Annotated in this window: 20 protein-coding genes; 10 read left to right on the forward strand and 10 right to left on the reverse strand. The window is 62.2% G+C overall.

Annotated features, from left to right (window positions below; genetic code table 11):
* Positions 1–3 precede the first annotated feature (3 nt).
* The 5 genes from EGJ68_RS09075 to EGJ68_RS09095 form a co-directional block, all read right to left on the reverse strand.
* Positions 4–426, reverse strand: coding sequence for a nuclear transport factor 2 family protein (locus EGJ68_RS09075; RefSeq protein WP_027949197.1), 423 nt, complete (start codon positions 424–426; stop codon positions 4–6).
* Positions 427–619: 193 nt separating this feature from the next.
* Positions 620–1807: a hydroxymethylglutaryl-CoA reductase gene (locus EGJ68_RS09080; protein WP_123034835.1), complete on the reverse strand. Its 1188-nt coding sequence runs from the start codon at positions 1805–1807 to the stop codon at positions 620–622.
* A 90-nt stretch (positions 1808–1897) separates the two neighbouring features.
* Positions 1898–3703, reverse strand: coding sequence for a DNA helicase RecQ (recQ, locus tag EGJ68_RS09085; protein ID WP_123034251.1), 1806 nt, complete (start codon positions 3701–3703; stop codon positions 1898–1900).
* Between the two features lie 45 nt (positions 3704–3748).
* Positions 3749–5206, reverse strand: coding sequence for an acyl-CoA carboxylase subunit beta (locus EGJ68_RS09090; protein WP_123034252.1), 1458 nt, complete (start codon positions 5204–5206; stop codon positions 3749–3751).
* Between the two features lie 107 nt (positions 5207–5313).
* Positions 5314–6795 (reverse strand): flavin-containing monooxygenase, encoded by a 1482-nt coding sequence (locus tag EGJ68_RS09095; RefSeq protein WP_123034253.1) that lies wholly within the window; start codon positions 6793–6795, stop codon positions 5314–5316.
* Positions 6796–6922: 127 nt separating this feature from the next.
* Here EGJ68_RS09095 and EGJ68_RS09100 point away from each other — a divergent pair, with 127 nt between their 5' ends.
* From EGJ68_RS09100 to EGJ68_RS09115, 4 genes are all read left to right on the forward strand, one after another.
* On the forward strand, positions 6923–8008 hold the full coding sequence (locus EGJ68_RS09100) for an AraC family transcriptional regulator (protein WP_123034254.1): 1086 nt from the start codon (positions 6923–6925) through the stop codon (positions 8006–8008).
* Positions 8009–8191: 183 nt separating this feature from the next.
* On the forward strand, positions 8192–8392 hold the full coding sequence (locus tag EGJ68_RS09105) for a cold-shock protein (RefSeq protein WP_027949191.1): 201 nt from the start codon (positions 8192–8194) through the stop codon (positions 8390–8392).
* Positions 8393–8556: 164 nt separating this feature from the next.
* On the forward strand, positions 8557–10464 hold the full coding sequence (locus tag EGJ68_RS09110) for a DUF3604 domain-containing protein (RefSeq protein ID WP_233248789.1): 1908 nt from the start codon (positions 8557–8559) through the stop codon (positions 10462–10464).
* A 92-nt stretch (positions 10465–10556) separates the two neighbouring features.
* Positions 10557–12281, forward strand: coding sequence for an SLC13 family permease (locus EGJ68_RS09115; RefSeq protein WP_123034256.1), 1725 nt, complete (start codon positions 10557–10559; stop codon positions 12279–12281).
* On the opposite strand, the gene EGJ68_RS09120 is transcribed toward EGJ68_RS09115, so the two are convergent.
* Complete coding sequence (locus EGJ68_RS09120; protein WP_123034257.1) at positions 12278–13291, reverse strand: aromatic ring-hydroxylating oxygenase subunit alpha; 1014 nt, start codon at positions 13289–13291, stop codon at positions 12278–12280. The genes EGJ68_RS09115 and EGJ68_RS09120 overlap by 4 nt on opposite strands.
* 234 nt (positions 13292–13525) lie before the next feature.
* On the opposite strand from EGJ68_RS09120, the gene EGJ68_RS09125 reads away from it, so the two are divergent.
* Genes EGJ68_RS09125 through EGJ68_RS09135 form a run of 3 tightly spaced genes read left to right on the forward strand, consistent with a single transcriptional unit; the run spans position 13526 to position 15997 of the window.
* On the forward strand, positions 13526–14299 hold the full coding sequence (locus tag EGJ68_RS09125; protein ID WP_123034836.1) for an SDR family NAD(P)-dependent oxidoreductase: 774 nt from the start codon (positions 13526–13528) through the stop codon (positions 14297–14299).
* A 4-nt stretch (positions 14300–14303) separates the two neighbouring features.
* Positions 14304–14930, forward strand: a complete 627-nt coding sequence (locus tag EGJ68_RS09130) for a nuclear transport factor 2 family protein (RefSeq protein WP_123034258.1) — start codon at positions 14304–14306, stop codon at positions 14928–14930.
* An 8-nt stretch (positions 14931–14938) separates the two neighbouring features.
* Positions 14939–15997: an alkene reductase gene (locus EGJ68_RS09135; protein ID WP_199227996.1), complete on the forward strand. Its 1059-nt coding sequence runs from the start codon at positions 14939–14941 to the stop codon at positions 15995–15997.
* A gap of 21 nt (positions 15998–16018) precedes the next feature.
* Here the strand turns inward: EGJ68_RS09135 and EGJ68_RS09140 are convergent, their stop codons facing one another.
* On the reverse strand, positions 16019–16777 hold the full coding sequence (locus tag EGJ68_RS09140; RefSeq protein ID WP_123034260.1) for an SDR family NAD(P)-dependent oxidoreductase: 759 nt from the start codon (positions 16775–16777) through the stop codon (positions 16019–16021).
* Between the two features lie 215 nt (positions 16778–16992).
* Between EGJ68_RS09140 and EGJ68_RS09145 the strand changes: the two genes are divergently transcribed.
* Positions 16993–17745 (forward strand): SDR family NAD(P)-dependent oxidoreductase, encoded by a 753-nt coding sequence (locus EGJ68_RS09145; RefSeq protein ID WP_123034261.1) that lies wholly within the window; start codon positions 16993–16995, stop codon positions 17743–17745.
* A 12-nt stretch (positions 17746–17757) separates the two neighbouring features.
* Positions 17758–19227 (forward strand): alanine/glycine:cation symporter family protein, encoded by a 1470-nt coding sequence (locus EGJ68_RS09150; protein ID WP_123034262.1) that lies wholly within the window; start codon positions 17758–17760, stop codon positions 19225–19227.
* Here EGJ68_RS09150 and tauD read toward each other — a convergent pair.
* The 3 genes from tauD to EGJ68_RS09165 are packed head-to-tail and all read right to left on the reverse strand — an operon-like array spanning position 19221 to position 22186.
* Positions 19221–20045, reverse strand: coding sequence for a taurine dioxygenase (gene tauD, locus EGJ68_RS09155; protein ID WP_123034263.1), 825 nt, complete (start codon positions 20043–20045; stop codon positions 19221–19223). The genes EGJ68_RS09150 and tauD overlap by 7 nt on opposite strands.
* A 57-nt stretch (positions 20046–20102) precedes the next feature.
* On the reverse strand, positions 20103–21485 hold the full coding sequence (locus EGJ68_RS09160; protein ID WP_123034264.1) for an ATP-binding protein: 1383 nt from the start codon (positions 21483–21485) through the stop codon (positions 20103–20105).
* Positions 21482–22186 carry a response regulator transcription factor gene (locus EGJ68_RS09165; protein WP_123034265.1) on the reverse strand — a complete coding sequence of 235 codons (705 nt, stop codon included), beginning with the start codon at positions 22184–22186 and terminating at the stop codon, positions 21482–21484. The genes EGJ68_RS09160 and EGJ68_RS09165 overlap by 4 nt, the downstream gene beginning before the upstream one ends.
* Positions 22187–22358: 172 nt before the next feature.
* Between EGJ68_RS09165 and EGJ68_RS09170 the strand changes: the two genes are divergently transcribed.
* Positions 22359–22823, forward strand: a complete 465-nt coding sequence (locus EGJ68_RS09170; RefSeq protein ID WP_123034266.1) for a Spy/CpxP family protein refolding chaperone — start codon at positions 22359–22361, stop codon at positions 22821–22823.
* The last annotated feature ends 1 nt before the right edge of the window (position 22824 follow it).

Raw genomic sequence — 22824 nt, forward strand, 5'->3', positions numbered from 1 at the left:
CGCTCAGTCCAGCGGGTAGGGTGGACGCTGGCCGCTACAGAGGACGTCGGTGACCTGTTCGGTATCCATGTACTCGGTGAGCTTTATCAGCAGGCCTTTGTCGAATTCGAACAGGAAGTGGTAATCGTTGCTGTAGGTCTGGCCGGAGGTGTGCTCGCCCTCACTGCTGGCCTCGACAGCCACCTTTTCACCTTCCGCCACCATGCCGCGAATGGTGAAGCGCAGGCCCTGCGGGAATACATCGACAATGCTGGCAATGGCCGCCGTGAGGTCGGCGTACTCTGTCGTGCCGGATATCAGGGTGGCGCCCATGGTCTCCACGCTGCCGGTTTTGGCGTAGGCGGCAACGACCGCATCGACATTGCCTGCGCTGAGGTCGTTGAGAAACTGCCGTACACGGGCTTTATTGTCGGTCTCTGTTGTCATGCTCTGCTCTCGTCGGCGCGGCGCCGGATGGCGCTATTGCACCTATCATAGTATTGACGACAACAGGTGCCAGAGCGCCGGTACAGCATATCAAGCCAACGCTTGTGCGCGCCGCAAGGCGGGAGTTTCTGGTTTAACTATTCACGAGATACGCGCGCTTCCCAACCATGCTCGCGTTGCACGTGGGGTCGACTCAGCGATTGCGGCCCAGGCGTTCATGGGCGTTTACCCACTCGTTCTGCCGGGTTTCCTTATCGACACGCGTTGCGGCACCCAGCGACAACTCGCCTGCCACGACGAGCCCGGCGGCAATTTCCGCGAGCTTGAGGGCCTTGCCCGGGCCGTGGCAATCCATGATCTCCAGGCATTCGCGCTGGGTGGGCAGATTGGTGCCGCCCCCGTAGGTGGCAAGAATCAGGGCCGGGAGGGTAATGGAGAAGAAATAGTCGCCTTCTCGGGTCACCCGCGTGTAGACACTGCACTGGTTGGATTCGCCGATGTTGGCGATATCCTGCCCCGTTGCCAGATACAGCGCGGCGAGGCCGTTGGCCGGGTGCGCGGCATTGTTGGAGGAATGCGTGAGGAATGAGGCCACGGTGGTGATGCCCCAACCGTAATGCATGGCTTCGGGTGTGATACGCAGGTGCGCCTGCATCACATCGCGGGGAATCGTGATCTCGGCAGTGACCCGGCGACCGCGGCCTTTGAGGGAATTGACCGATGACGTGCGCTTTTCTGTATCGAAGTTGCCAGAGAGCAGATAATGGCGCATTTGCGGGAAGCGCTCGCGGATCCATTCACAGGCGACAAAGGTCGCCTTGCTGGTCATGTTCTGGCCTGCGGCATCCCCGGTTGTGTAGTCAAAACGCGTGAATACCATGTTGTGGGCAATGTAGTGCTCGATCTCGTTCAGTTTGCCCACGGAGGTCGTGCTTTCGGCAATCGCCTTGATCTCGGTGAAGTTCTCGTCCAGCCAGAGGTTGAAGTCGCGGGCGTCGCGCGCATCGCGGAACACGAAGCAGGGCGCCCGCTGCATGGCCTCGCCACAGACGGTGGTCTTGACGCCGCCGCTTTCCCGAATGACTTTCATCCCCCGGTTATAGCTGGCCAGCATGGTGCCCTCGACGGTCGCCATGGGGACATAAAACTCGCCCTGGGCGTGCTCTCCGTCAATCAACAGCGGACCGGCCAGCCCAATCGGCACCTGTGCTACGCCAAACAGGTTCTCGATGTTGCCGGACATGGCCTCCGGGTCGAAAGAAAACTGGCGTGTGTGATGCAGGCGGGCTGGCGTTTGTTCTTCAATAAAGGCCTGACGTTCGGCGATGATGTCAGCGCTGTAGTCGTTTTCGTTGGAGCGCGGGATCTTGTTGTTGCTCATGGCGGTGTCCTCGGTAAAAGCCGCCAGAGTAGGAAAAAGGGGGTGGCGGCGCAAGCAACGGCTGCGCACCTGCTTTGCGCCCCTGGCCGATCAGCCCGTGCGGCGTTGCAGGTGTTCGTCGATGACCTGCAGGAAATCCTTGCCGTATTTCTCGCGCTTGCGCTCACCCACACCGCTCAATGCGCCGAAAGCGGCCACGGTGCGCGGCAGTTCGGCACACATTTCCTGCAGGGTGCGGTCGTGGAAAATGATATAGGGCGGAATACCCTGCGTTTCGGCAAGGGCGCGCCGGCACTCGCGCAACGCTTCCCAGAGCTCGGTGTCAATGTCGTCCGGTAGCCGCTGGCGCGTCTGCTGGCGGGTGGCGGGCCGAGCGAGGTCGCGGCGTAATTCCAGCGTTTCCTCCCCGCGCAGCAGTGGCCGGCAGTGATCCTCCAGGCGCAGCGCACCGAAATGATCCAGGTCAGCGCGCAGGTAGCCACGCGCGACCAGTTGCCTGAACACCGAGCGCCACTGGTGGTTGTCCAGTGCCTTGCCGATGCCGAAGGTGGGCAGCGTGTGGTGGTCGTACTGGAAAATACGGTCGTTCTCGGCGCCGCGCAGCACATCGATGAGGTGGTTGACGCCAAAGCGCTGGCCGGTGCGGTAGACAGCGCTCAGCGCCATGCGTGCCGCTTCGGTACCGTCCCAGGTGGGTACCGGTTCCAGGCAGGTATCGCAGTTGCCGCAGGCCTGCGGCAGTGTGTCGCCAAAGTAGCGCAGCAGCGCCTGGCGCCGACAGGAGGTGATTTCACACAACCCGAGCATCGCATTCAGGCGCTGCTGCTCGGCGCGCTTGTGTTCCTCGCTGCCCTCGGACTGCCCCATCATCTGGCGCAGTTTCAACACGTCCTGCAGCCCGTATACCATCCACGCATCCGCGGGCAGCCCGTCACGGCCCGCACGCCCCGTCTCCTGGTAGTAGGCTTCTATGGTTTTGGGCAGGTCAAGGTGGGCAACGAAACGCACGTCCGGTTTGTCGATGCCCATGCCAAAGGCGATGGTGGCCACCATGATCACGCCGTCCTCACGCAGGAAGCGCGCCTGATGGTTGCTGCGCAGGGCCGCCGGCAGGCCGGCGTGATAGGGCAGAGCGGTGTAACCCGCCTGCTGCAGCGCGAGGGCAGTCTCCTCCACCTTGTTGCGAGACAGACAGTACACAATACCGGCATCGCGCGGGTGCTCAGATTTCAGGAAGCGCAGCAGTTGCTGCTTGGGGCTCTGCTTGAGTGCAATGCGATAGCGGATATTGGGGCGGTCGAAGCCGGCGATGTAATGTTCTGCGCCGGCAAGGTCCAGACGGGCGATGATTTCCTCTCGCGTGCGCGCGTCCGCGGTGGCAGTGAGAGCAATGCGTGGCACCTGTGGAAAGCGCTCGTGCAGCAGGCTGAGCTGCAGGTAATCGGCGCGGAAATCATGACCCCACTGAGACACGCAGTGTGCTTCATCAATGGCGAACAGGGCGACACGGGCCTGCGCCAACAGTCGCAGCATGCGCCCCTGCACCAGGCGTTCGGGGGCGATATACAGCATGTCCAGGTCGCCGCGCAACAGCGCTGATTCAACTGTGGCGGCATCCTCCGGAGCCAGCGTGGAATTGAGGTATGCGGCGCGCACACCCAGTTCACGCAGTGCGTTGACCTGGTCCTGCATGAGCGCGATGAGGGGGGAGATGACGATGCCGCAGCCCTCGCGCACCAGTGAGGGCACCTGGTAACACAGCGACTTGCCGCCGCCCGTGGGCATGAGCACCAGCGCATCGCCTCCGTCCACCACCTGCTGCACGATGCGCTCCTGCAGGGGGCGGAAAGCGGGGTAGCCGAATACGGACTGTAAAACAGAGAGGGATGCGGTCATAGCGGCGCAGTATACCGCAAGTGGACCCGCAGGCCGGTGATCCAATCAGCCCAACAGGGCCTGCCGCAGTTCCTCACGCAAATCCCGCGGGTCGATGATGCGGTCGAAAGCCATGCTGTCCGCGCCTGCCCAGGCGCCGGTCTGCCGTTCCTGCAACGCGGCGGCATCTGTGGCGCTGGCCCCGGTCGCCGCTGCGGCACCGAGTGCCGGCACGCCGCCGAGACTGACGCCGGGGAGGGCGAGGCTGACCGTTTGCCGGTCCCAGGGGTTCATGCCCATCACCGAGCTGCCAAAACCGAAAGCCTTGCGCAGCGTGACCACGACCTTGCGTCCGCGATAGTGCCGCTGGGCACGGAACATGTTGCCCGCCACGCGCAGGACGCCTGACCGCTCTGCCGCCGGTCCGGGCATGACCCCAGGATTGTCTACCAGTGCCACGAGTGGCAGCTGGAAGCGGTGGGCCAGCTCAATAAAGTAGCAGGCTTTCTCGGCTGCGGGCCGGGTGATGGCGCCGGCCTCAACCGTCGGCTGGTTAGCCACGATCAGGCAGCGCTGTCCCCCGATGCGGGCGAAGGCTGTGATGAGTGTGCGGCCATAGTCGGCTTGCACCTCCAGCAGGCTGCCGTTGTCCACCACCTCACCCAGAACCTTGCGCATGTCGTAAGGGCGTGACACGTCTGGCGGGATGATATCCAGCAATGTCTCGTTGCGGTGTGCAGGCCCGGCGCTCGCGTCTGTGTCGGCAGGCGTGTTGTCGCAGACATAGGCGAGAAACCGGCGCGCACTCTCGAAGCATTCGGGTTCGGTGTCACAGCACAGGTGCGCTACGCCGCTCTCTCGGGTGTGTACTTGTGCTGAGCCCAGTTCTGCTGCCGTTGTCTCAATGCCCATGGCGGCCTTGACCAGGGGTGGGCCGGCACTGAACAGGGCGCTGTCGCGGTGCATAATGATGAGATCGGCGAACATCGCGGCCAGGGCGCCGTGCCCGGCCGACATACCCAGCACCAGCGCAACCACCGGTACGCGGCCTTGAATATCCGCCAGCAGCTGCAGGTCGCCGGGCGCGTGTGGGTAGCGCTCCGCCTGGTTACTGGCGCGTTCTCCCGCGCCATCGAGCAGCAGTAGCAGCGGCCGTTTTGTTTCCAGGGCCAGGCGCACCAGGCGCGCGCGCTTGGCCGCGTTGGGATGCCCAATCGAGCCTCCCTGCACGGTGAAGTCCTCAACCAGCAGCACAACGCTGCGACCGTCCAGACGCGCCACGCCTCCCACCAGCCCGTCGGCCGCAACGGCGGGCTGCCCCTGCGGGTGATGGCCGCCGGCGAGCAGGCCGTATTCGCGGAAAGAGCCCTCGTCCACCAGCGCCGCGATGCGTTCGCGTGCCGTGAGTCGGCCGCGTGCATGCTGGCGTGCAATGCGCTCGTCGCCGCCCATGGCGGCGGCAGACGCGCCGCGCTCCTGGAGCGCGGAAAGGAGGGGTGCCCAGTCCTGCCGGTGTTTGCTCATGCCCTGTTACCGTGGTTGTTCGCTGCTCGCGCAAACATACGCAAGCGTGGCCGCCCTCGCAATGGCAGGCGGTCCGGAGCGGTTCTCAGGACAGTGCAGGCTTCCGGCTAGGTGTGGCTCGCTGCCGTGGGCGCCGGCAGGTTGAAAGCGCTCCAGTCCGGCTCTGCCATGCAGTCGACGAAACGCTGGAAATTCCACGGCCAGCTGGACGGGATGCCCTGCGCGTCCAGATACCAGCTCACACAACCGCCGCGGTACCACACCGTGTTCTTGGCCGCTTCAACGCGTTCCGCTTCGAAGCTTTCCATCGCAGACATGCTGGGCTCGATGGCATCGCACTCGCCGGCGTCGAGTCGCGCCATCAGGCGCTCGATATAGCCCCACTGGTGTTCGGCGATATCGATCAACGAGAAGTTGCCCACCGGGCCGTTGGGGCCGTTCAGCATGAACAGGTTGGGGAAGCCGGGCATGGTGACTGCGAGGTAGGCCTTGGGTCGCTCCCGCCAGAATTCATTGAGTTGCACGCCATCGCGGCCGGTGATGGACATGGGGCGCATGAAGGCATCGGCGTGGAAACCGGTGGCGTAGACGATGACATCCAGTTCGTGCAGCTCGCCATCCACAGTGCGTATGCCGTTGGCTTCGATTGCCTTAATACCGTTGCTCACCAGGCGTGCCTGTGGATGTTGTATAGCCTGGTAGTAGTCGGGTGAGAAGATCAGCCGTTTACACAGAGGCAGATGATCCGGGCGCAGCTGCTCGCGCAGTACCGGGTCGGTGACCGATTGCTCCAGGTTGTCGCGGCAGGCCTGTGCCATGGCCTGTGAGGCCTCCGATTCAATATCGGTAATGGATTGCGTGTAAGCCTCCACCGCCGCCATGTACTCGTCGATGTTCATGGCCTTGGCCAGCACCTCCGGGTCGCGGAATGCGGCGCGTTCCTCGTCGCTGAAGCGGCCGTTTTCCACCGGCATGATCCACTGTGGCGTACGCTGGTAGTGTTCCAGCAGGGCTGCTTTTCCGGCGAGCGCAGAAATGATCTGCACGCCCGTCGAGCCGTTGCCGATAATGCCGATGCGCTTACCCTCCAGCGCGACACTGTGATCCCAGCGGGCGCTGTGGAACAGGTCGCCCTGAAAGCTTTCGGCGCCCGGAATATCCGGGTAGTTGGGCTGATGCAATACACCCGTTGCCGCGATGAGCATGTCGGCGACATCGGTATGGCCGCTGACAAATTGCAGCTGCCAACGCCCATCGCGGTAGCTGGCATCGCTGCACTCTTCACCGAAACGGGTGAGTTCATTGATGCCGTACTTATGCGCCGTGCGTTCAAAATAGGCCTGGATTTCAGGTCCGGGAGGCAGGTGACGAGTCCAGTCCGGGTTGCGCTCGAAGCTGTAGGTATAGAAGTGCGAGGGCACGTCACAGGTCAGTCCCGGGTACGTATTCTCGCGCCAGGTGCCGCCGACCCTGTCAGCTTTTTCATACAGGGTGATGTTCTGGTAGCCCAGGTCCTGCAGGCGAATGCCGGCGAGTATGCCGGCCATGCCGGCGCCGAGAATGACAATGCGAGGTTGTTGCTCAGGCATGAAACTGTATCCGTCAACGAAGTGTGAATGGAAGCTTACGTCATCCCGCGCCTACACCGGGGGGCTTAAATGTCATAAAATAGTACATAAATGATATGTGCCGCCACTCGCGGCAAGGAGCGTTTTTATGGCTCGCGCGGGCCGCAATTCTCGCCGGGTTGAATCTGCCGCCAAAAGTCACCCCGGGCAGCGCGGTCTGGCTACCGATACTTTTGCGCCATTGGTCGATCTGCTCGCGGCAGAATTGAAACGCAGTGGGGATGTTGCGGACCTGCGTGATCCGCCCAAAAGTCTCGCGCAATTCACGGCCTGGTACCTCTCGACCATTCAGCGACTGGAGGCCCGCTTGAGCGAAGCCCAGCGCCACAGGCCGATGGCGCGCAGCGAAGTGGAGTTGCAGTGTCGTCTGGCGCTGTCCGCTGGAACGCTGGAGGAGGCGGTGCAGCTGTGCGCACAGTTTGCCGCTCTGTTGTCCCCCCGCGCCGGGCGCATTGGCCTGGACGTCGATAGTCAGCGGGCTACCTTCCGGCTGGATTCGCTGCGCCCGCGGGTAACGAGCGCCAGTAGCCTGGTCGACATCACCGGGTTGTTTGCCTACTTTCAATTGCTACAGTGGCTGGCGGGGCGCAAGCTGCCGCTACAGCGGGTGCGAATCGGGCCGGTGCGGCGTGAAGATGTGTTGCCTTTCCTGCGCTTGTTCCAGGCTCCGGTGTTGGCAGGCGGGGAGGGATACGCCCTTGACTTCCCGCTCGAGGCCCTGGCGTTGCCGGTCGTGCGCACGCCCGCGGAGTTTCCGGCATTTTTCACCAACTTTCCCTGCGATGTATTTGGTCCACGCGGGCGCGCCCTGGCCGAGCAGGTGAGCGCATTGCTCGCGGCGGCTCTGCGCCAGGGGGCTGCACTGCCGAGTCAGGCGCAGCTTGCCGGGGGGCTGGGCCTCAGCCTGTCCACATTCAGGCAGCGCCTACATGCGGCGGGTACCGGCTACCGTGCATTACGGGAGGAGGCCCTGCGCGGTGCAGCGCGGCGTGCGCTGCTGCAAGCGGATGCATCGGTGGGGGACATCAGCCAGCAGCTGGGTTTTGCTGACGCGGCCACCTTCAGGCGCGCGTTTCGGCGCTGGGAAGGTGTCACGCCGGGTGCCTGGCGCACGCAACATATCGGGGGCAGTACGGCGGCAGGCAGCGGTAGTGGGCATCCAGCCGGGCAATAAACCGTTGACCGCTTGCTCCGGTGGTGTATACTCGGTTCTGCTTGAACGTTTTACATCTATTTATGTATACCATTTCGAAGTCCGCAGTTAGTACCTCGTCCCTGTTTTCATAAGTAATTGCACTACCTCAAGCCTTACCGCCCTTTCCAGGGTTAATCTCTACCTGAAATACAGGAACGCAACATGGCTACCGGCACCGTAAAATGGTTTAACGAAACTAAAGGCTTTGGCTTCATCGAGCAGGAATCAGGCCCGGACGTATTCGCGCACTTCAGCGCTATCTCCGGCTCAGGCTTCAAGACTCTGATCGAAGGCCAGAAAGTCGAGTTCAACATCACGCAGGGCCAGAAAGGCCCGCAGGCAGAAAACATCGTCGTCGTGTAAACCCGACGCTGTTCTGCAAAAACCCGCGCCGGTAACGTCGCGGGTTTTTTTGTGCCTCAATTCGGCACTCGCGGTTCAATATCTGCGCACATGCCGTTTGCCCGCCATACCGGCAGGCCCTATCGTAAAGCCCGGTTTTGATGGGGGAACACCGCGTGCGACAGATGACATCGGGCAATGTTGTAGTAACACTGCTGGCACTGCTGCTGTTGGGGGCAAGTAGTCAGTTGTCTGCCAGCAGCGAGACGGAGGCGCGTGAGCGCTGCGATCACTTCACCTCCGCCAGGCGGCCGTTTTTCGGTGACCTGCATGTGCACACCCGCTACTCACTTGACGCCAGCACACAGGGTACGCAAACCACGCCGGCGCAGGCCTATCAGTTTGCCCAGGGTGAACGCATCGGCGTGCAACCCTGGAGTGCCGACGGCAAGGCACAGCGTTCCCTGCAGCTCGCCCGTCCGCTGGACTTTGCCATGGTGTCAGATCACGCCGAACTGATTGGCGAAGTTGAAATGTGCAACAACCCTGAGGTGACTGGCCACAACAGCTGGCAGTGCCGGTTCTACCGTGCCTGGCCTCGCGGTGCCTTCTACCTGTTCAATTATATGGCGGCCATGCGGGCCTCGCACCTCGGTCTCTGTGGAGACGATGGCGAGCTTTGCGACGCGGCGGCACTGGCGCCCTGGCAGGAAATGCAGGATGCGGCGGAAACGCATTATGACCGCAGCAGCGCGTGTGCTTTCACCACCTTTATTGGCTACGAGTGGACCGGTGTGGCCCCCGCAACCGGGGGCAATCTGCACCGCAATGTGGTGTTTCGCAACGCACAGGTGCCCGAACTCCCGGCGAGCTACATCGATACCCCGGGCGAGACCTTGCTCTGGGATGCGCTTGAAAACGATTGCAACGATAGCGACAGCGGGTGTCAAGCCTTGGTCATTCCGCACAACTCGAACCTGAGTGCCGGGCAGATGTTTCCCCTGCAACGCGCCGATGGCAGCCCTCTGGATGCGGATTACGCCGCACAGCGCCAGCGCATGGAGCCGCTGGTGGAAATCATGCAACACAAAGGTGCTTCGGAGTGCTTTTATGCTCCCGGCATCACCCGCGACGAGCTGTGCGCATTCGAGCAGCTTCCACGCGACAATATCGCCCGTTTTAATACGCCGCCACAGCCAGACACCGGTTTCCTGCGCGATACCTGGCTGAAGGGGCTCTCGCAACAGGCGCAAACGGGTATCAATCCGTTTCGTTTTGGCGTGATTGCCAGCACGGACACTCACCTCGGGGCGCCCGGCGCCGTTGCGGAAGACGGCTTTCTCGGGCATGGGGGAGACGGCGTGCCCGCGCTGAAATCTGTGCCCCCCGGGCTGCCAGACAAACTGGAGTACAACCCGGGTGGGCTGGCGGTAGTCTGGGCCGAGCAGAACACGCGCGATGCGCTGTTTACGGCCATGCAGCGCCGCGAAGTCTACGGGACCAGCGGGCCGCGCATCGTCAGCCGCCTGTTCGCGGGCTTCGATCTGGAGCCCGCCCTGTGTGCCGCGCCTGATATGGCGGCGCAGGGCTACGCGCGCGCCGTGCCGATGGGATCCGATCTCGGCCCCGCACCGGTTGGCGCGGCGATGACGTTGTTGCTGGCAGCCCAGCAGGACGCCGGCGCCGGCGCCGAGCCCGGTTTGCCGCTGCAGAAAATTCAGGTGGTGAAAGGGTGGTTGGACGCCGACGGCCAGCGCCATGAACGGGTGTACGACGCGGTGGGTGACGCAGAGCCCCGCGGTACCGTGGATACCGCCAGTTGCGCCACCGGAGGCAGCGGGCATGCGCGCCTGTGTACGGTATGGCGTGATCCTGATTTCGACTCTTCGCAACGCGCTTTTTACTACAGCCGGGTTGTCGAGAATCCCAGCTGTCGCTGGAGCCAGCGCCTTTGCGTGGCCGGCGGCGTGGATTGCAGCCGACCAGAAACCATCGGCGAGGGATTTGAGGGCTGCTGTGCCGCCGAACATCGCCCGGTTGTACAGGAGCGCGCCTGGAGTTCGCCCGTCTGGTATCAGCCGACGACACCCTGAGTGCGCAGGAAGCGCCCAACGGACCTGTTCCCTCGCAGGCGTAGCACGTATGCTTGTGGGCCACGTTGGCTGCGGTGGCTGGATACGCCCTGATGATTGACCAGATTCTGATATCCCTGTTGTTTCTCGGGTTGCTGGGCGGCCTGATTTTTTCCGGTTGGGCGGCATCGAAGATTTTTGTCGGCGCCATGCTTGCCGCTTATTTCCTCGGCCTGGTCGAGACGTCGCAGATGTTGGAGAAGGCAACCAATACGGGCCTCGTGACCTTGATGCTGCTGTTGCTGGTGTCCATCGGCCTGGAAAAACTGTCCTGGTTGAACCGTCTGTCGGGCCAGCTGATTTCACCCAGTTATGTGCTGAGCCTGTTGCGGCTGGGTGGGGTGACCGCACTGTTCTCAGCCTTCGTGAACAACACGGCGGTTGTAGCCACACTCACCACCACGGTGCGCGCCAACCGACACCATCCGGCCTCCCGTTTGCTGATTCCACTGTCCTACGCCGCCATCCTGGGCGGCACCCTGACCCTGATCGGCACCTCTACCAACCTGATCGTAAGCAGCTTTCTGGAGGATGCCACCGGCTCGGGGCTGGCGTTTTTTGACTTTTTGCCCGTGGGTCTGGCTGCGGCCAGCGCCGGGCTGCTGGCGCTGTTGTTTTCGGCACGCTTGCTGCCCTCCAGCAGCAGCGACCCGGTACCGGTCGCCGAGTACGTGATTGAGGCAGAGGTGTCGGCGCAGTCCAGCCTGGTGGGCAAAACGCTGGCGGAAAACGGTTTGCGCGAGCTGGATGCGCTGTTTCTGGTGGAGATCGTGCGCGCGGAGCACCTGATTTCACCGGTGGCGCCGACCGAGTTCATCGAGGCCGGCGACAAGCTGATCTTCTCCGGAGACATCACCCAGCTCAACGCCCTGGACAGTTTTGACGGGCTGCACCTGTTTGCGGTGGACGAGGGGCTGCTGCGGGAAAATATGGTGGAGGTCATTGTCATGCCCAATGCCGCCATCGAAGGCAAGACCATCAAGGAATCCGGCTTCCGCTCACTGTTCGACGCTGCCGTGGTGGGTATGCGCCGGGGTGGTAAGCGCCTGTCAGGCAAGCTGGGCAATATCACCATCGCAGCCGGTGACAACCTCATGCTCGCGACCGGCCCGGACTTCAACGAGCGCAAGAACCTCGACAAGAATTTCGTGGTTGTGGACGAAGCGGTTGGCGCCACCAAGATCACGGCGTTGCAGAATGTATTCGTGACGCTGCTGCTGGCAGGGGTGGTGGTGTTGTCCGCGTTGGAGCTGTTGCCCCTCATCAAGGGCCTGGCGCTGCTGCTGGTGTGTATGCTGGGCCTGGGTCTGGTGCGGGGTTCGGAACTGCGCCGGCGTTTTCCGTTCGAAATCTGGCTGATTATCACCTCGGCGCTGACGCTGTCGCAGGCGTTGACCAACTCGGGCCTGGTCGCACTGCTCGCCGACGGGTTGCAGGGGCAGCTGACGGTGCTGGGCCCCTGGCTCGCCATGGCCTGCATTTACCTCGGTGCACTGTTGCTGACCGAGCTTATGACCAACAACGCCGCGGCAGCCCTCAGCTTTCCCATCGCCTTTGGCATCGCCGAAAGCCTGGGCGTCAATCCGCTGCCCTTCGTGATGGCCGTGGCCTACGGCGCCAGCGCCAGCTTCCTGACCCCCTATGGTTACACCACCAACCTGATGGTGCAGAACCTCGGGGGCTATACACTGCGCGATTACTGTCGCAGCGGTTTGCCGGTATCGCTGGCCTATTCGGCCACGGTGCTCTGGTTGCTGCCGAAGGTCTTTCCCTTCTAGCGATTCCCTGCCGTTGGGCGCCAGCTGTCAGTAGTGTAGAACTGCGAATACCACTTGCGGAACTTGGCGAAGGGGCCATCGTTATCGCACAGCAGAGGTTTTTCGAAGTACTGTTTCTGGCGCCAGATGATGCGGTCTTCTTCCATCTGTCTGCAGATGTCCTTGACGATAGCATCGGACACGCCGCCGGTTTGTTCCTTGCCGTCGACTTTCTTCTGGATAAACGCGTAGAACGCGCGGCTGTTTTCCTGGTCGACGGGGGTGAGGTTGGCCATCAGCACGGTGTCGCAGATGCCACTGAAACGCACCGTCGCCTGGCCGGGGCCAGTGTTGCTGTTTTCAATGATGCCGGTGATCTCCCCGCGTGGCGTGGCCATCTTGCTCACCAGCTTGCCCGCACGGCGGACCCCTTCGAAGGTCATGAACTCGGGGGTTGGAATATTCTGGGTGCCGTGCACGTACAGGAAGTGCGCGGAATCCACGGCGTTCTCGCCGATTTCCTGCATATGCGTCTCGATATCCCAGGTATGGATCTTGAAGCTGCCCCAGGCATCGTTACCGGCAGCAGCTTCCTCGACCAGCTCCGGCTCGAAGGAGGGAGCTTCGCCTTCCGGGTGGTACCAGACGTAGATAACCTGATTCAGCTCGCGCACCGGCCAGGGCCTTATGACCTGTTCGCCGCGCGCAATCCTGGGTGGCAGATTCGTGGCATAGGGGACATCGGTACACTGTCCCTCACCGTTATAGGCCCAGCCGTGGAAAGGGCAGACGATGGAGTCGCCACGCACTTCGGAGCCGCCGCCGGCCTGACCGCGGATACCGTAACCGAGATGCGCGCCCATGTGCGGGCAATAGGCATCGAGTACTTTTGCCTCACCGCTTTCGGTGCGGAACAGCACCAGGTCGGTGTCGAAGTAGCGCAGCGGCATGGACGTGGCAGCGGCCAGCTCGTGTGAATAGGCGACCTGGAACCAGCCCAGGGGCATTGGCATGGGGATACGTTGGCTCATAAAAAGTCTCCGTGAGAGCGGGGTTGGCGAGTCGATGCCACTCTACGGCAGCCACGCGCCGATTGGTATGACTTGCAAATTCTGGCTGAAACGTTACCGGAGTAAATAATTGTACCCGGCGCGCTATTCGTCCCGGGCGCGTGTTTAGGCCCGAATTCGCGCCACGGCCAAGGTTGACCGTTGGGCCTCGCGCTGCCTAAGCTGGCCGACGATTTTAACCGCTGGGGTACGCACATGAGATTGCAAGGCAAGGTCGCCATCATCACCGGAGCAGGGCAGGGCATCGGGGCAGCAACGGCGCTGCGATTTGCCGAGGAAGGCGCCGCGGTGGTTCTCGCAGCGCGCAGCCAGGACAAGCTTGCCGCGGTGGCCGCGACCATCGAGGCCGCAGGCGGCAGGGCACTGGTCTGCCCGACGGATATCGCCAACGAAGAAGCGGTGCAGGCGCTTGTGGCCAGCACAGTCGAGACCTTTGGTCGCCTCGACATCGTGGTGAACAACGCTGTGTTGATGGTGCCGGGAATGCTCGCCAACCACGACACCAAAGCCTGGCGCCAGAATTTCATTGTCTCTCTCGACGGTGCCATGTTCCTGATGCGCGAGGCCTACGCACAGCTCAAGGCCAATCGGGGTGCGGTAGTCAATGTGTCCTCTGTCTGTGGCCTGCGCGGCTCACCGGCAACGGCGGGCTACAGCGCCGCCAAGGCCGCGATGATTGGCCTCTCACGTAACGCAGCGATGGAATGGGGTAAAAAGGGCATCCGTGTGAACACGGTCATCCCCGGTGCATTCCTGACTCCGCCCACTGAAGCGGTACTTCCCGACGATGCCTCCCGCGACGCCACGGCCAAATCAATTCCCGTTGGTCGCATTGGTGATCCGCGCGAGTGCGCCAATGCCATTCTGTTCCTGGCCAGTGATGAGGCGTCCTATATTACCGGTACGGAGCTGGTGGTTGACGGTGGCCGGGTTGCCGAATTGAACGCCGGCACGGCGAGCTGGGAGTAGGCGCATGAGCGAGGAATCCCTGCTGCAGCGTATTGACCGCCTGGAGTCGCTCGACGCCATTCGCCAGCTGGTTGCCCAGTACGCCCTCTCACTGGACATGCGCGACCTGGATGCGCACGTCAACCTGTTTGCGCCGGACATCCGTGTGAGCCGTGACAAGGTAGGCCGTGCGCACCTCAAACGTTGGCTGGACGATACCCTGCGGCTGCAATTCACCGGGACCTCGCATCACACGGGCAACCACATCATCGAGTTCGATGACGCGGACCACGCCCGGGGCGTGGTATATTCCAAGAACGAGCATGAAACCGGCCCTGAGTGGGTCATCATGCAAATGCTGTATTGGGATAACTATGAACGCATCGACGGGCGCTGGGTATTTCGGCGCCGCCTGCCTTGCTACTGGTATGCGACGGACCTCAACAAGCCACCTCTCGGCGATATGAAAATGCGCTGGCCGGGCCGCGAGCCCTACCACGGTGCGTACCATGACCTGTGGCCGTCATGGGCGGAATTCTGGGCCAACCCACCCACCACAGACGAACCGGAGGTGGCCTTGCCGGCGCCGCTGGATGAGTTTCTGACCACCATGCGTCGCGGGGCTGCAGAGCCGCGCATTCGCGTACGCTAGGAGTGACCGTGAACCTGCTGACCCCACTAGAACTGGGCGCGCTGCGCCTGCGCAATCGCATCGTCATGGCGCCCATGACGCGCAGTCGTTCGGATGCCGCTGCCATGCCCAATGCGCTGATGGCGGAATACTATCGACAGCGTGCCGGCGCCGGCCTGATTGTATCCGAAGGTATCGCGCCCAGTGCCAATGGCCTGGGTTACTGTCGCACGCCAGGCATTTTTACCGATGCCCAGGTGGCAGGCTGGCGTAACGTCACCGACGCCGTGCATGCGGAAGGCGGCTGCATTGTTGCCCAGATCATGCACGTGGGGCGTGTGGCCAGCCATCACAACAAGCCTGCCGGGAGCGAAACCGTGGCACCCTCTGCAGTTGCAGCCAAGGCGCAGATGTATACCGACGCCGCCGGTATGCAGGACATGGAGCAACCACGCGCACTCGAGCTGACGGAAATTCCCGCCGTTATCGACGAGTACCGCGAGGCAACGCGCAGGGCGCTGGAGGCCGGCTTTGATGGCGTGGAGCTGCATTGCACCAGTGGCTACCTGCCGGCCCAGTTCCTCTCGACCGGCAGTAACCAACGCACTGATGCCTACGGCGGCAGCGTGGAGAACCGGGCGCGTTTCGCGCTGGAGGCGTTACAGGCCATGGCGGAGATCGCCGGGGCCGATCGGGTGGGTATGCGCATCTGTCCGGGAAATCCCTTCAACGACCTCGCCGATGCCAACCCCGAGGAAACCTTCGACTATCTGCTCGGGCAGGCCGCCACCCTGGGGTTGGCCTACCTGCACGTGATTCGCATGCCCAGGGGGCCGGTGGACAATCTGGCGCTGGCCGCCAGGCATTTCGCCGGCCGACTGATTGGCAATGAGAGCTTTTCACTGGATGAGGCTGACGCCGCCGTCGCCGCCGGTGAGCTGCAGGCCGTATCATTCGGGCGACCCTACATCGCCAATCCGGATCTGGTGGCCCGCTATGAGCAGAAGCTGGCGCTGGCGAAGTTTGACATCAATACGCTGTATACGCCGGGGCCTGAGGGTTATACAAGTTATCCGCCTGCCGGGTAGGCAGGCGTGCATGCCAACGCGCTATTTGATGGCCCCCCCACCGTCTACCGATAGCAGCTGGCCGGTGATAAACGAGGCGCGATCGCTGCACAGGAAGGCGACCGCCTCGGCAATCTCCTCCGGTTCGCCGAGACGGTTCAGCACCGCATTCTTTTTCAACTGCTCCGCCATTTTCGGCTGCTCCGCGAAATACTTTTCCACGCCTGGCGTGCGAATCACACCGGGTGAAACCGCATTGATGCGGATACCCTGGCCGCCGTATTCGGCGGCAGAGCTCTTGGTCAGAATGTTTACGCCGCTTTTTGCTGCGGCATAAGCGGTGTTGAAAGCTTGGCCCTTGAGCGACGCATTCGAGGAAATGTTGACGATGGCGCCACCGCCGTTAGCCAGCATTGCGGGAATTTCGTATTTCATGCACAGCCAGGTGTTGGTCAGGCACATCTCGAGTGTCTGGTCGAATACCTCGCGGGTGAATTCATGAATCGGGCCGGAGCCCCGGCTGAGTGCGGCACTGTTGCAGGCGATGTCGAGCCGGCCCCAGGCCTCTACCGCGGCTGCCACCATCGCTTGCACCGATGTCTCGTCACTCACATCGCCGTGTACAAAGCGCGCTTCGCCACCGGATTCGCCAATCAGTTTCACGGTATTGTTACCTGACTCCGCGTTGAAGTCGGCCACCACTACCTTGGCGCCTTCGCGTGCGAAGCACAGGGCTATCGCCTGCCCGATGCCCTGGCCGGCCCCGGTTACGATGCCAATCTTGCCGTCGAGTATTCCCATGGTTTCTCTCCTGTATTGTGCAGACAGTGATGGCTACATGATACTCCGAGCATACGTGCCCTTCGGCGCCGGGCGATAAACATCCGCGCCGGGGTACAAATTGGCAGTATGCTCTTGGTTAAGGGCAGTTTGTGGGCTTGCCGAGCCGTGCCCGCTCTGTCACTCGCTGCCCGGCGCCGGTATGCTTGGGGTTCAGTCAGTTGTGGAGAACAGCGATGAGTTTGCAAGGAAAAATAGCGCTGGTGACCGGCGCCGGCCAGGGCGTGGGGCAGGGTATCGCCTTTGCGCTGGCTGCCCAGGGCGCGCGTGTTGCGGTAACCGGCCGTACCCTTTCCAAGCTGGAGACCACCGCGGAAGAAATCCGCTCGCGGGGCGGCGATGCGCTGCCGTTGGTCTGTGAGGTGAAATCGCCGGAGTCCATTGCGGCCTGCGTTGAAGCCGTGGTGGATGCGTGGGGCGGAGTGAATATTCTGGTGAACAACGCCCAGGAGGTGCCGCTCGGGCGCCTGCACGACCTCACGGACGACGCACTGATGGCAGGCTGGGAATCCGGCCCCATGGCGACCTTCCGTCTGATGAAGCTCTGCTACCCCTACCTGAAGGGTGATGGTGTGATCATCAACCTCGGCAGTTCTGCGGCCAAACGTTGGGACATGGCGGGTTACGGTGCCTATGCCGCAGCCAAAGAGGGCATTCGTGCCTTAACACGCGCGGCGGCTTGTGAGTGGGGCCCAGACAACATACGGTGTAACGCCATCCTGCCCCACGCCATGTCACCGGGCATGGAGTGGTGGATCAACAATAATCCGGAGGAGGCACATGAATTCCTGTCGCAGATTCCCCAGCGTCGCGTAGGCGACTGCGAACAGGATATTGGCCGATTCGTTGCCTTGCTGTGTTCTGATGGTGCCAACTACGTCAATGGACAGAGTATCGCGCTGGACGGAGGCCAGGCTTTTCTTGGCTGATCGGCCAGCAGGGTGAGCCTGGACCAGCAGGTTGAAGCCTATGTGCGGCCGGTGGCGGATACGCTGTCGCATGTGGTGTTCTTCCCGGTAGAACTGTTCGGTCACGGCTTTCCGTTGATCGTCTTGTGGCTGGCGAGCGCCGCCGTGTTCTTCACCTTGTACCTCGGCTTTGTGAATGTGCGGGGTTTCGCGCTCGGCCTGCGGCATGTGCGCGGGCGCTTTCACAACCCGCGCGCGCGGGGCGAGATATCCCATTTCCAGGCCGTGGCAACCGCTGTTTCCGGTACCGTCGGTATCGGCAATATCGGCGGCGTTGCGGTGGCGATCACCATCGGTGGCCCCGGTGCGGCGCTGTGGTTGATGGTGGCGGGTTTCCTCTCCATGTCCACCAAACTGGTTGAATGCACCCTGGGCGTGAAGTACCGGCGCAATAACCCGGATGGCTCTGTGTCCGGCGGCCCCATGTTTTACCTGGAGCGCTATTTTGCCGACCGTGGGGCGCCGCAGTGGGGACGCCTTCTTGGCGGGTTCTACGCCACGGCGCTGGTGATTGGCTGCTTTGGTATCGGCAACATGTTCCAGTCCAATCAGGCCTATGTGCAGTTTCTGGTGATCAGCGGTGGTGACGACAGTTTTTTTGCTGAGCGCGGATGGCTGTTTGGCTTGTTGATTGCTGCTGCGGTGGCGTTGGTTATTATTGGCGGGATTCGCAGCATCGCCCTGGTGGCGTCGCGTATTGTGCCGCTCATGGCGGTACTCTACGTGGTGTCCGCACTGGTGATCATCGGTATGAGTGCCGCGCAGATTCCCGCCGCGATCCAGTTGATCGTCAGCAACGCGTTTTCCGTGAGCAGCGTCACCGGGGGCATGGTGGGCGCGATTGTGGTCGGCTTCCAGCGTGCGCTGTTTTCCAATGAGGCCGGCATCGGTTCGGCGTCCATTGCACACTCTGCGGTACAAACCAATGAACCAGCATCCGAGGGGCTGGTGGGCCTGCTGGAGCCATTTCTCGACACCGTGGTGATTTGCACCCTCAGCTCGCTGGTGATTGTGACGGTGGCCTACCCCAACGGCTTGCACCAGCAGGGGTTTGAGGGCATTGCACTGACGTCGGCTTCTTTTGCCCACCATATCAGCTGGGCGCCATACCCACTTGCCTTTGCCGCGCTGTTGTTCGCGTTTTCCACCACCATTGCCTGGGCCTACTACGGGCTCAAGGCCTGGACGTATCTGGTGGGTGAGGCGCAGTGGCGGCAGACGCTGTTCAAAGCGGTGTTTTGTGGGTTTGTAGTGCTCGGCTGCATGATTGAGCTGTCGGCTGTGCTTGACTTTGCCGATGCCATGATTTTCCTGATAGCAGTGCCCAATATTATCGGACTCTACCTTTACGCACCGGAAGTAAAACGCGACGTGGCTGACTACATGCGCCGCGTTCGCTCTGGCGCCGTGCGCACCACCGAGCAGTACCCACCGCTTCAGTAGGGCAGGTCGCCGTCCACAGTAATGCGCTCCATCCGGCGATGTGCGGGAAAGTAATCGTTGACCGGTTTGTGTTGTGTGCTGCGGTTGTCCCAGATGGCTATGCTGTGGGGGCGCCAGTGGAAACGGCAGGTGAACTCGTCCGTCACCACGTGGCGGAACAGGAAGTCCAGCAGTGCGCGGCTCTCGTTGGGCTTCAATCCCTCGATATGGGTAGTGAACAGGCTGTTGACGAAAATTACCTTCTTCCCGGTTTCCGGGTGTGTGCGGATGACCGGGTGACGTACCGGCGGGTTGGCGGCAACGGCGTCGGCCAGGCGCTCACGCCCGCCGGGCTCTGTCAGGCTCTCTTTGAAGCCCCAGCTGAAGTCGTGCACCGCCACCAGTCCTGCCAACAACTGCTGCATGGGTGTAGACAAGGCGTTGTAGGCCGCAGTCATGCTGGCCCACAGCGTGTCGCCACCACGCGCCGGGATAATCACCGACTTCAACACGGTGGCCTGCGGCGGATGTTGCCGAAACGTCATGTCCGAGTGCCAGGCTTCGATCTTGGTTGGCTTTTCCGGCGTGCTTTCCAGAATGGTGATCTCGGGAAAGCCCTCGATCGTGGCGTAGGCCGGGTGGGTCTGTAGCGGGCCAAAACATGAGGCGAGCGCGTGCTGCCGGCCAGGGTTGATATTCTGGTCGCGGAAGAAAATCACTTCGTGTTCGTTGAGCAGCCTGCGCAACTCTCTCACCTGCTCTGGCACCAGGTCCTGCGCCAGATCAATGCCCGAAATTTCAGCGCCCAGGGCCCCGGCCAGTGGTGTAACGTCAAACATGCGGTGTGGCCTCCGGCCAGTCAGTCAGTGGCGGGATTCTAGCATTGCTTTAGTACATTACGCAGGGTCCTGCGCCCACGCGGGCAGGCTGATCCGCATAGCTAGACCGGGGCGGGTGTTGCGTGCATCGATAGTGCCGCCATGCATCATCACGGCCTGTCGGGCGATCGACAGGCCCAGACCGTGCCCCCCGGTCTGGCGGGCACGCGCCGTATCCAGGCGATAGAACGGTTCGAATATCCTCGCGAGGTCCTCCTCGGGCACACCGGGGCCCTGGTCGGCGATCACCACTTCGTAGCGGCTAGCGGTTTTTCGAAGCTGGACGTCAACAACCGTTTCTGCGGGACTGTAGCTGCAGGCATTGCGCAAGACGTTGTCAAAGACCTTGCGCAGTTGGGTGCCGTTACCGACTACGAGAGCTTCTTCAACAGCGCTGTGAAACCTCACCCGGTTTATGTCGCCGACTTCGAAGCGTGCATCCGCGCACAATTCATCGAGCAGCGCGACGAGATCAATGTGCTGCTCCAGGTCACTCCGCTCTGCCTGGCTCTCCAGCAATTCGGCGACCAGGCTCTCCAGGCGCTGCGCTTCGCGTGCAATACGTGGCAGCTGGGCTGTGGCATTTGCCGGGTTCTGCTCCGCCAGGCCCAGTGCGACCTGCAGCCGCGCCAACGGTGAACGCAGTTCATGTGACACATCCGACAACAGTTGCTTCTGCGCACTTATGCGCTCTTCCAGCAACCGGGCCATGTGGTTGAAATCACGCGCCAGGTCGTCGGTTTCATCGCCGCCTGCCTCACGCACCGCGATGCGCGCCTGCAGGTCGCCCGCAGCCAGCTTGCGTGCCGCGCCACGCACTGCGCCAAGACGCCGCGTAAGCAGGCGTGATACGGCGTAGCAGAGCAGGCCTGATACCAGCGTGGCGAGCGCAGCCCGCAGCCAGAAGTTGTCGCCCAGCAGATTGACCAGGGGTATACGCGGTGCAGACAGGATCAATACCGATCGCAGCCGGCCTGAATCCGCACGGTAGAGCTGATGCCCCAGCAGTTGCTGCGTGCCGCGTCGCTGGAATACGCGGCGCCGGTCGCGGTCCAGCTGGGCAGCAACGCGCGCCGCTGCAGCTGGCACCGTGCGTTGTAAAATATCATCGCCGGCTGCGTCCAGAAGATAGACCTCGACATCGTGCCGGTTCTGTGTGGTGCGGATGATGCGGGGCAGTTCCTCCAGCGGTGCATTCTGCAATTCATAGAGCAGGCGGACGAAAACCCGCGGTGGCCCGGCTCGTCGGTCGGGGTTACGTGCATCGTGGGTCAGCGAGCCTGCGTCCGGCACGAGCGTGTCGAGGTAGTTGCCGGCGAAAATTGCGCTGCCCAGCACAACGATGGTGACCAGCCAGAAGCCGAGGAAGATACGCAGGAAGAGGGGCATGGAGCGGGTCATCGAATGCCATTTCCCTGCAGCAGAAACTGATAGCCCGCGCCACGCACACTGGTGATGAGGTTGCCAGCACCGCCGCAGGCGAGCAGTTTCTTGCGAATTTTGCTGATGTGAACGTCCACACTGCGGTCATAGGCCGACAGGGGGCGCCCCAATGCCTGCTGACTCAGTTGATCCTTGCTGACCACACTGCCGGCATGCTGCAGCAGGACGCGCAGGATATTGAACTCGGCGCTGGTCAACTGCAGGTCCAGGGTGTCCCAAGTGGCCGTGCGCTCGGCGGCATTGATCGCAAGCAAACCGACGACGGTGTCGCCGCGTGTAGATGGACCCTGGCTGCCCGCCCGCCGCAGAATAGCCCGCAGTCGTGCGCTAAGCTCGCGCGGATTGCAGGGCTTGGCAAGATAGTCATCGGCCCCCAGTTCGAGCCCGACAATCCGGTCTGTATCCTCGCCGCGCGCAGTCAACATCAGTACGGGTGTGCCGACATTGGCGCTGCGCAGGCGGCGCAACAGTTCAAGCCCCTGCATGCCCGGCAGCATCACGTCGAGTATAATGACGTCATATGGTGTGCTCTGGGCAACCTGCAATGCGTCGGCGCCGTCGTGGCAGCTGTCGACCGCAAAGCCATCGGACAACAGGAACTCGCGCAGCAACTGACACAGTTCCCGGTCGTCATCAATCAGCAGTATGCGTGGGTCCATCAGGGCAGTGCTACTCGCGTTAAATACGCTCACAGTGTGCCGTGAGGTGTTGCGAAACACCACGGCCGCAGCACGATAACAACCATTCTTTACGCTTCTTTACGCTCTCTACGCACTGCTTAACCGCCCGCCGACCTATTATGATCCTGCGTTTCATTCACAGGAGAGAGTCATGAGAACACGCACTAACCGTTTTATTCGTCGCGGCACTGCCGTCCTTGCACTTGTCGCGGCCATCGCTGCTGTCCCCGGTTTCGCCGCGCCGGAACGGGGCGACCCTGAACGTATGCTGGAGCGCATGACCCGGCATCTCGAGCTTTCCGAGTCGCAACAGTCCGCGATTGGTCAGCTGCTGCAGGAAAGCGCAGCTGATGGCGCAGACGACAGGGCGCGGATGAAGGAAATCCGCGAGGCACTGCGCGCTCAGGGTGAGAACTTCGATGCCGCTGCCAGCGAGTCACTGACGCGTGAGTTGGGGGAAGTGACCGCGCGCAGCGCCTACCGCCGGACAGAAACCCGGGCGGCTGTGCGGGATTTGCTGAACGAGGAGCAGCGCGCTGAACTGGACGCAGCGGAGAGCGAGCGCGGCAAGAAACACGGGAAGCAGGGCTCCCCCGGTGAGCGCCCGCGCCAGTAGC

The organism is Haliea alexandrii, assembly GCF_003719295.1.
In the GTDB taxonomy this organism is placed as follows: domain Bacteria; phylum Pseudomonadota; class Gammaproteobacteria; order Pseudomonadales; family Halieaceae; genus Haliea; species Haliea alexandrii.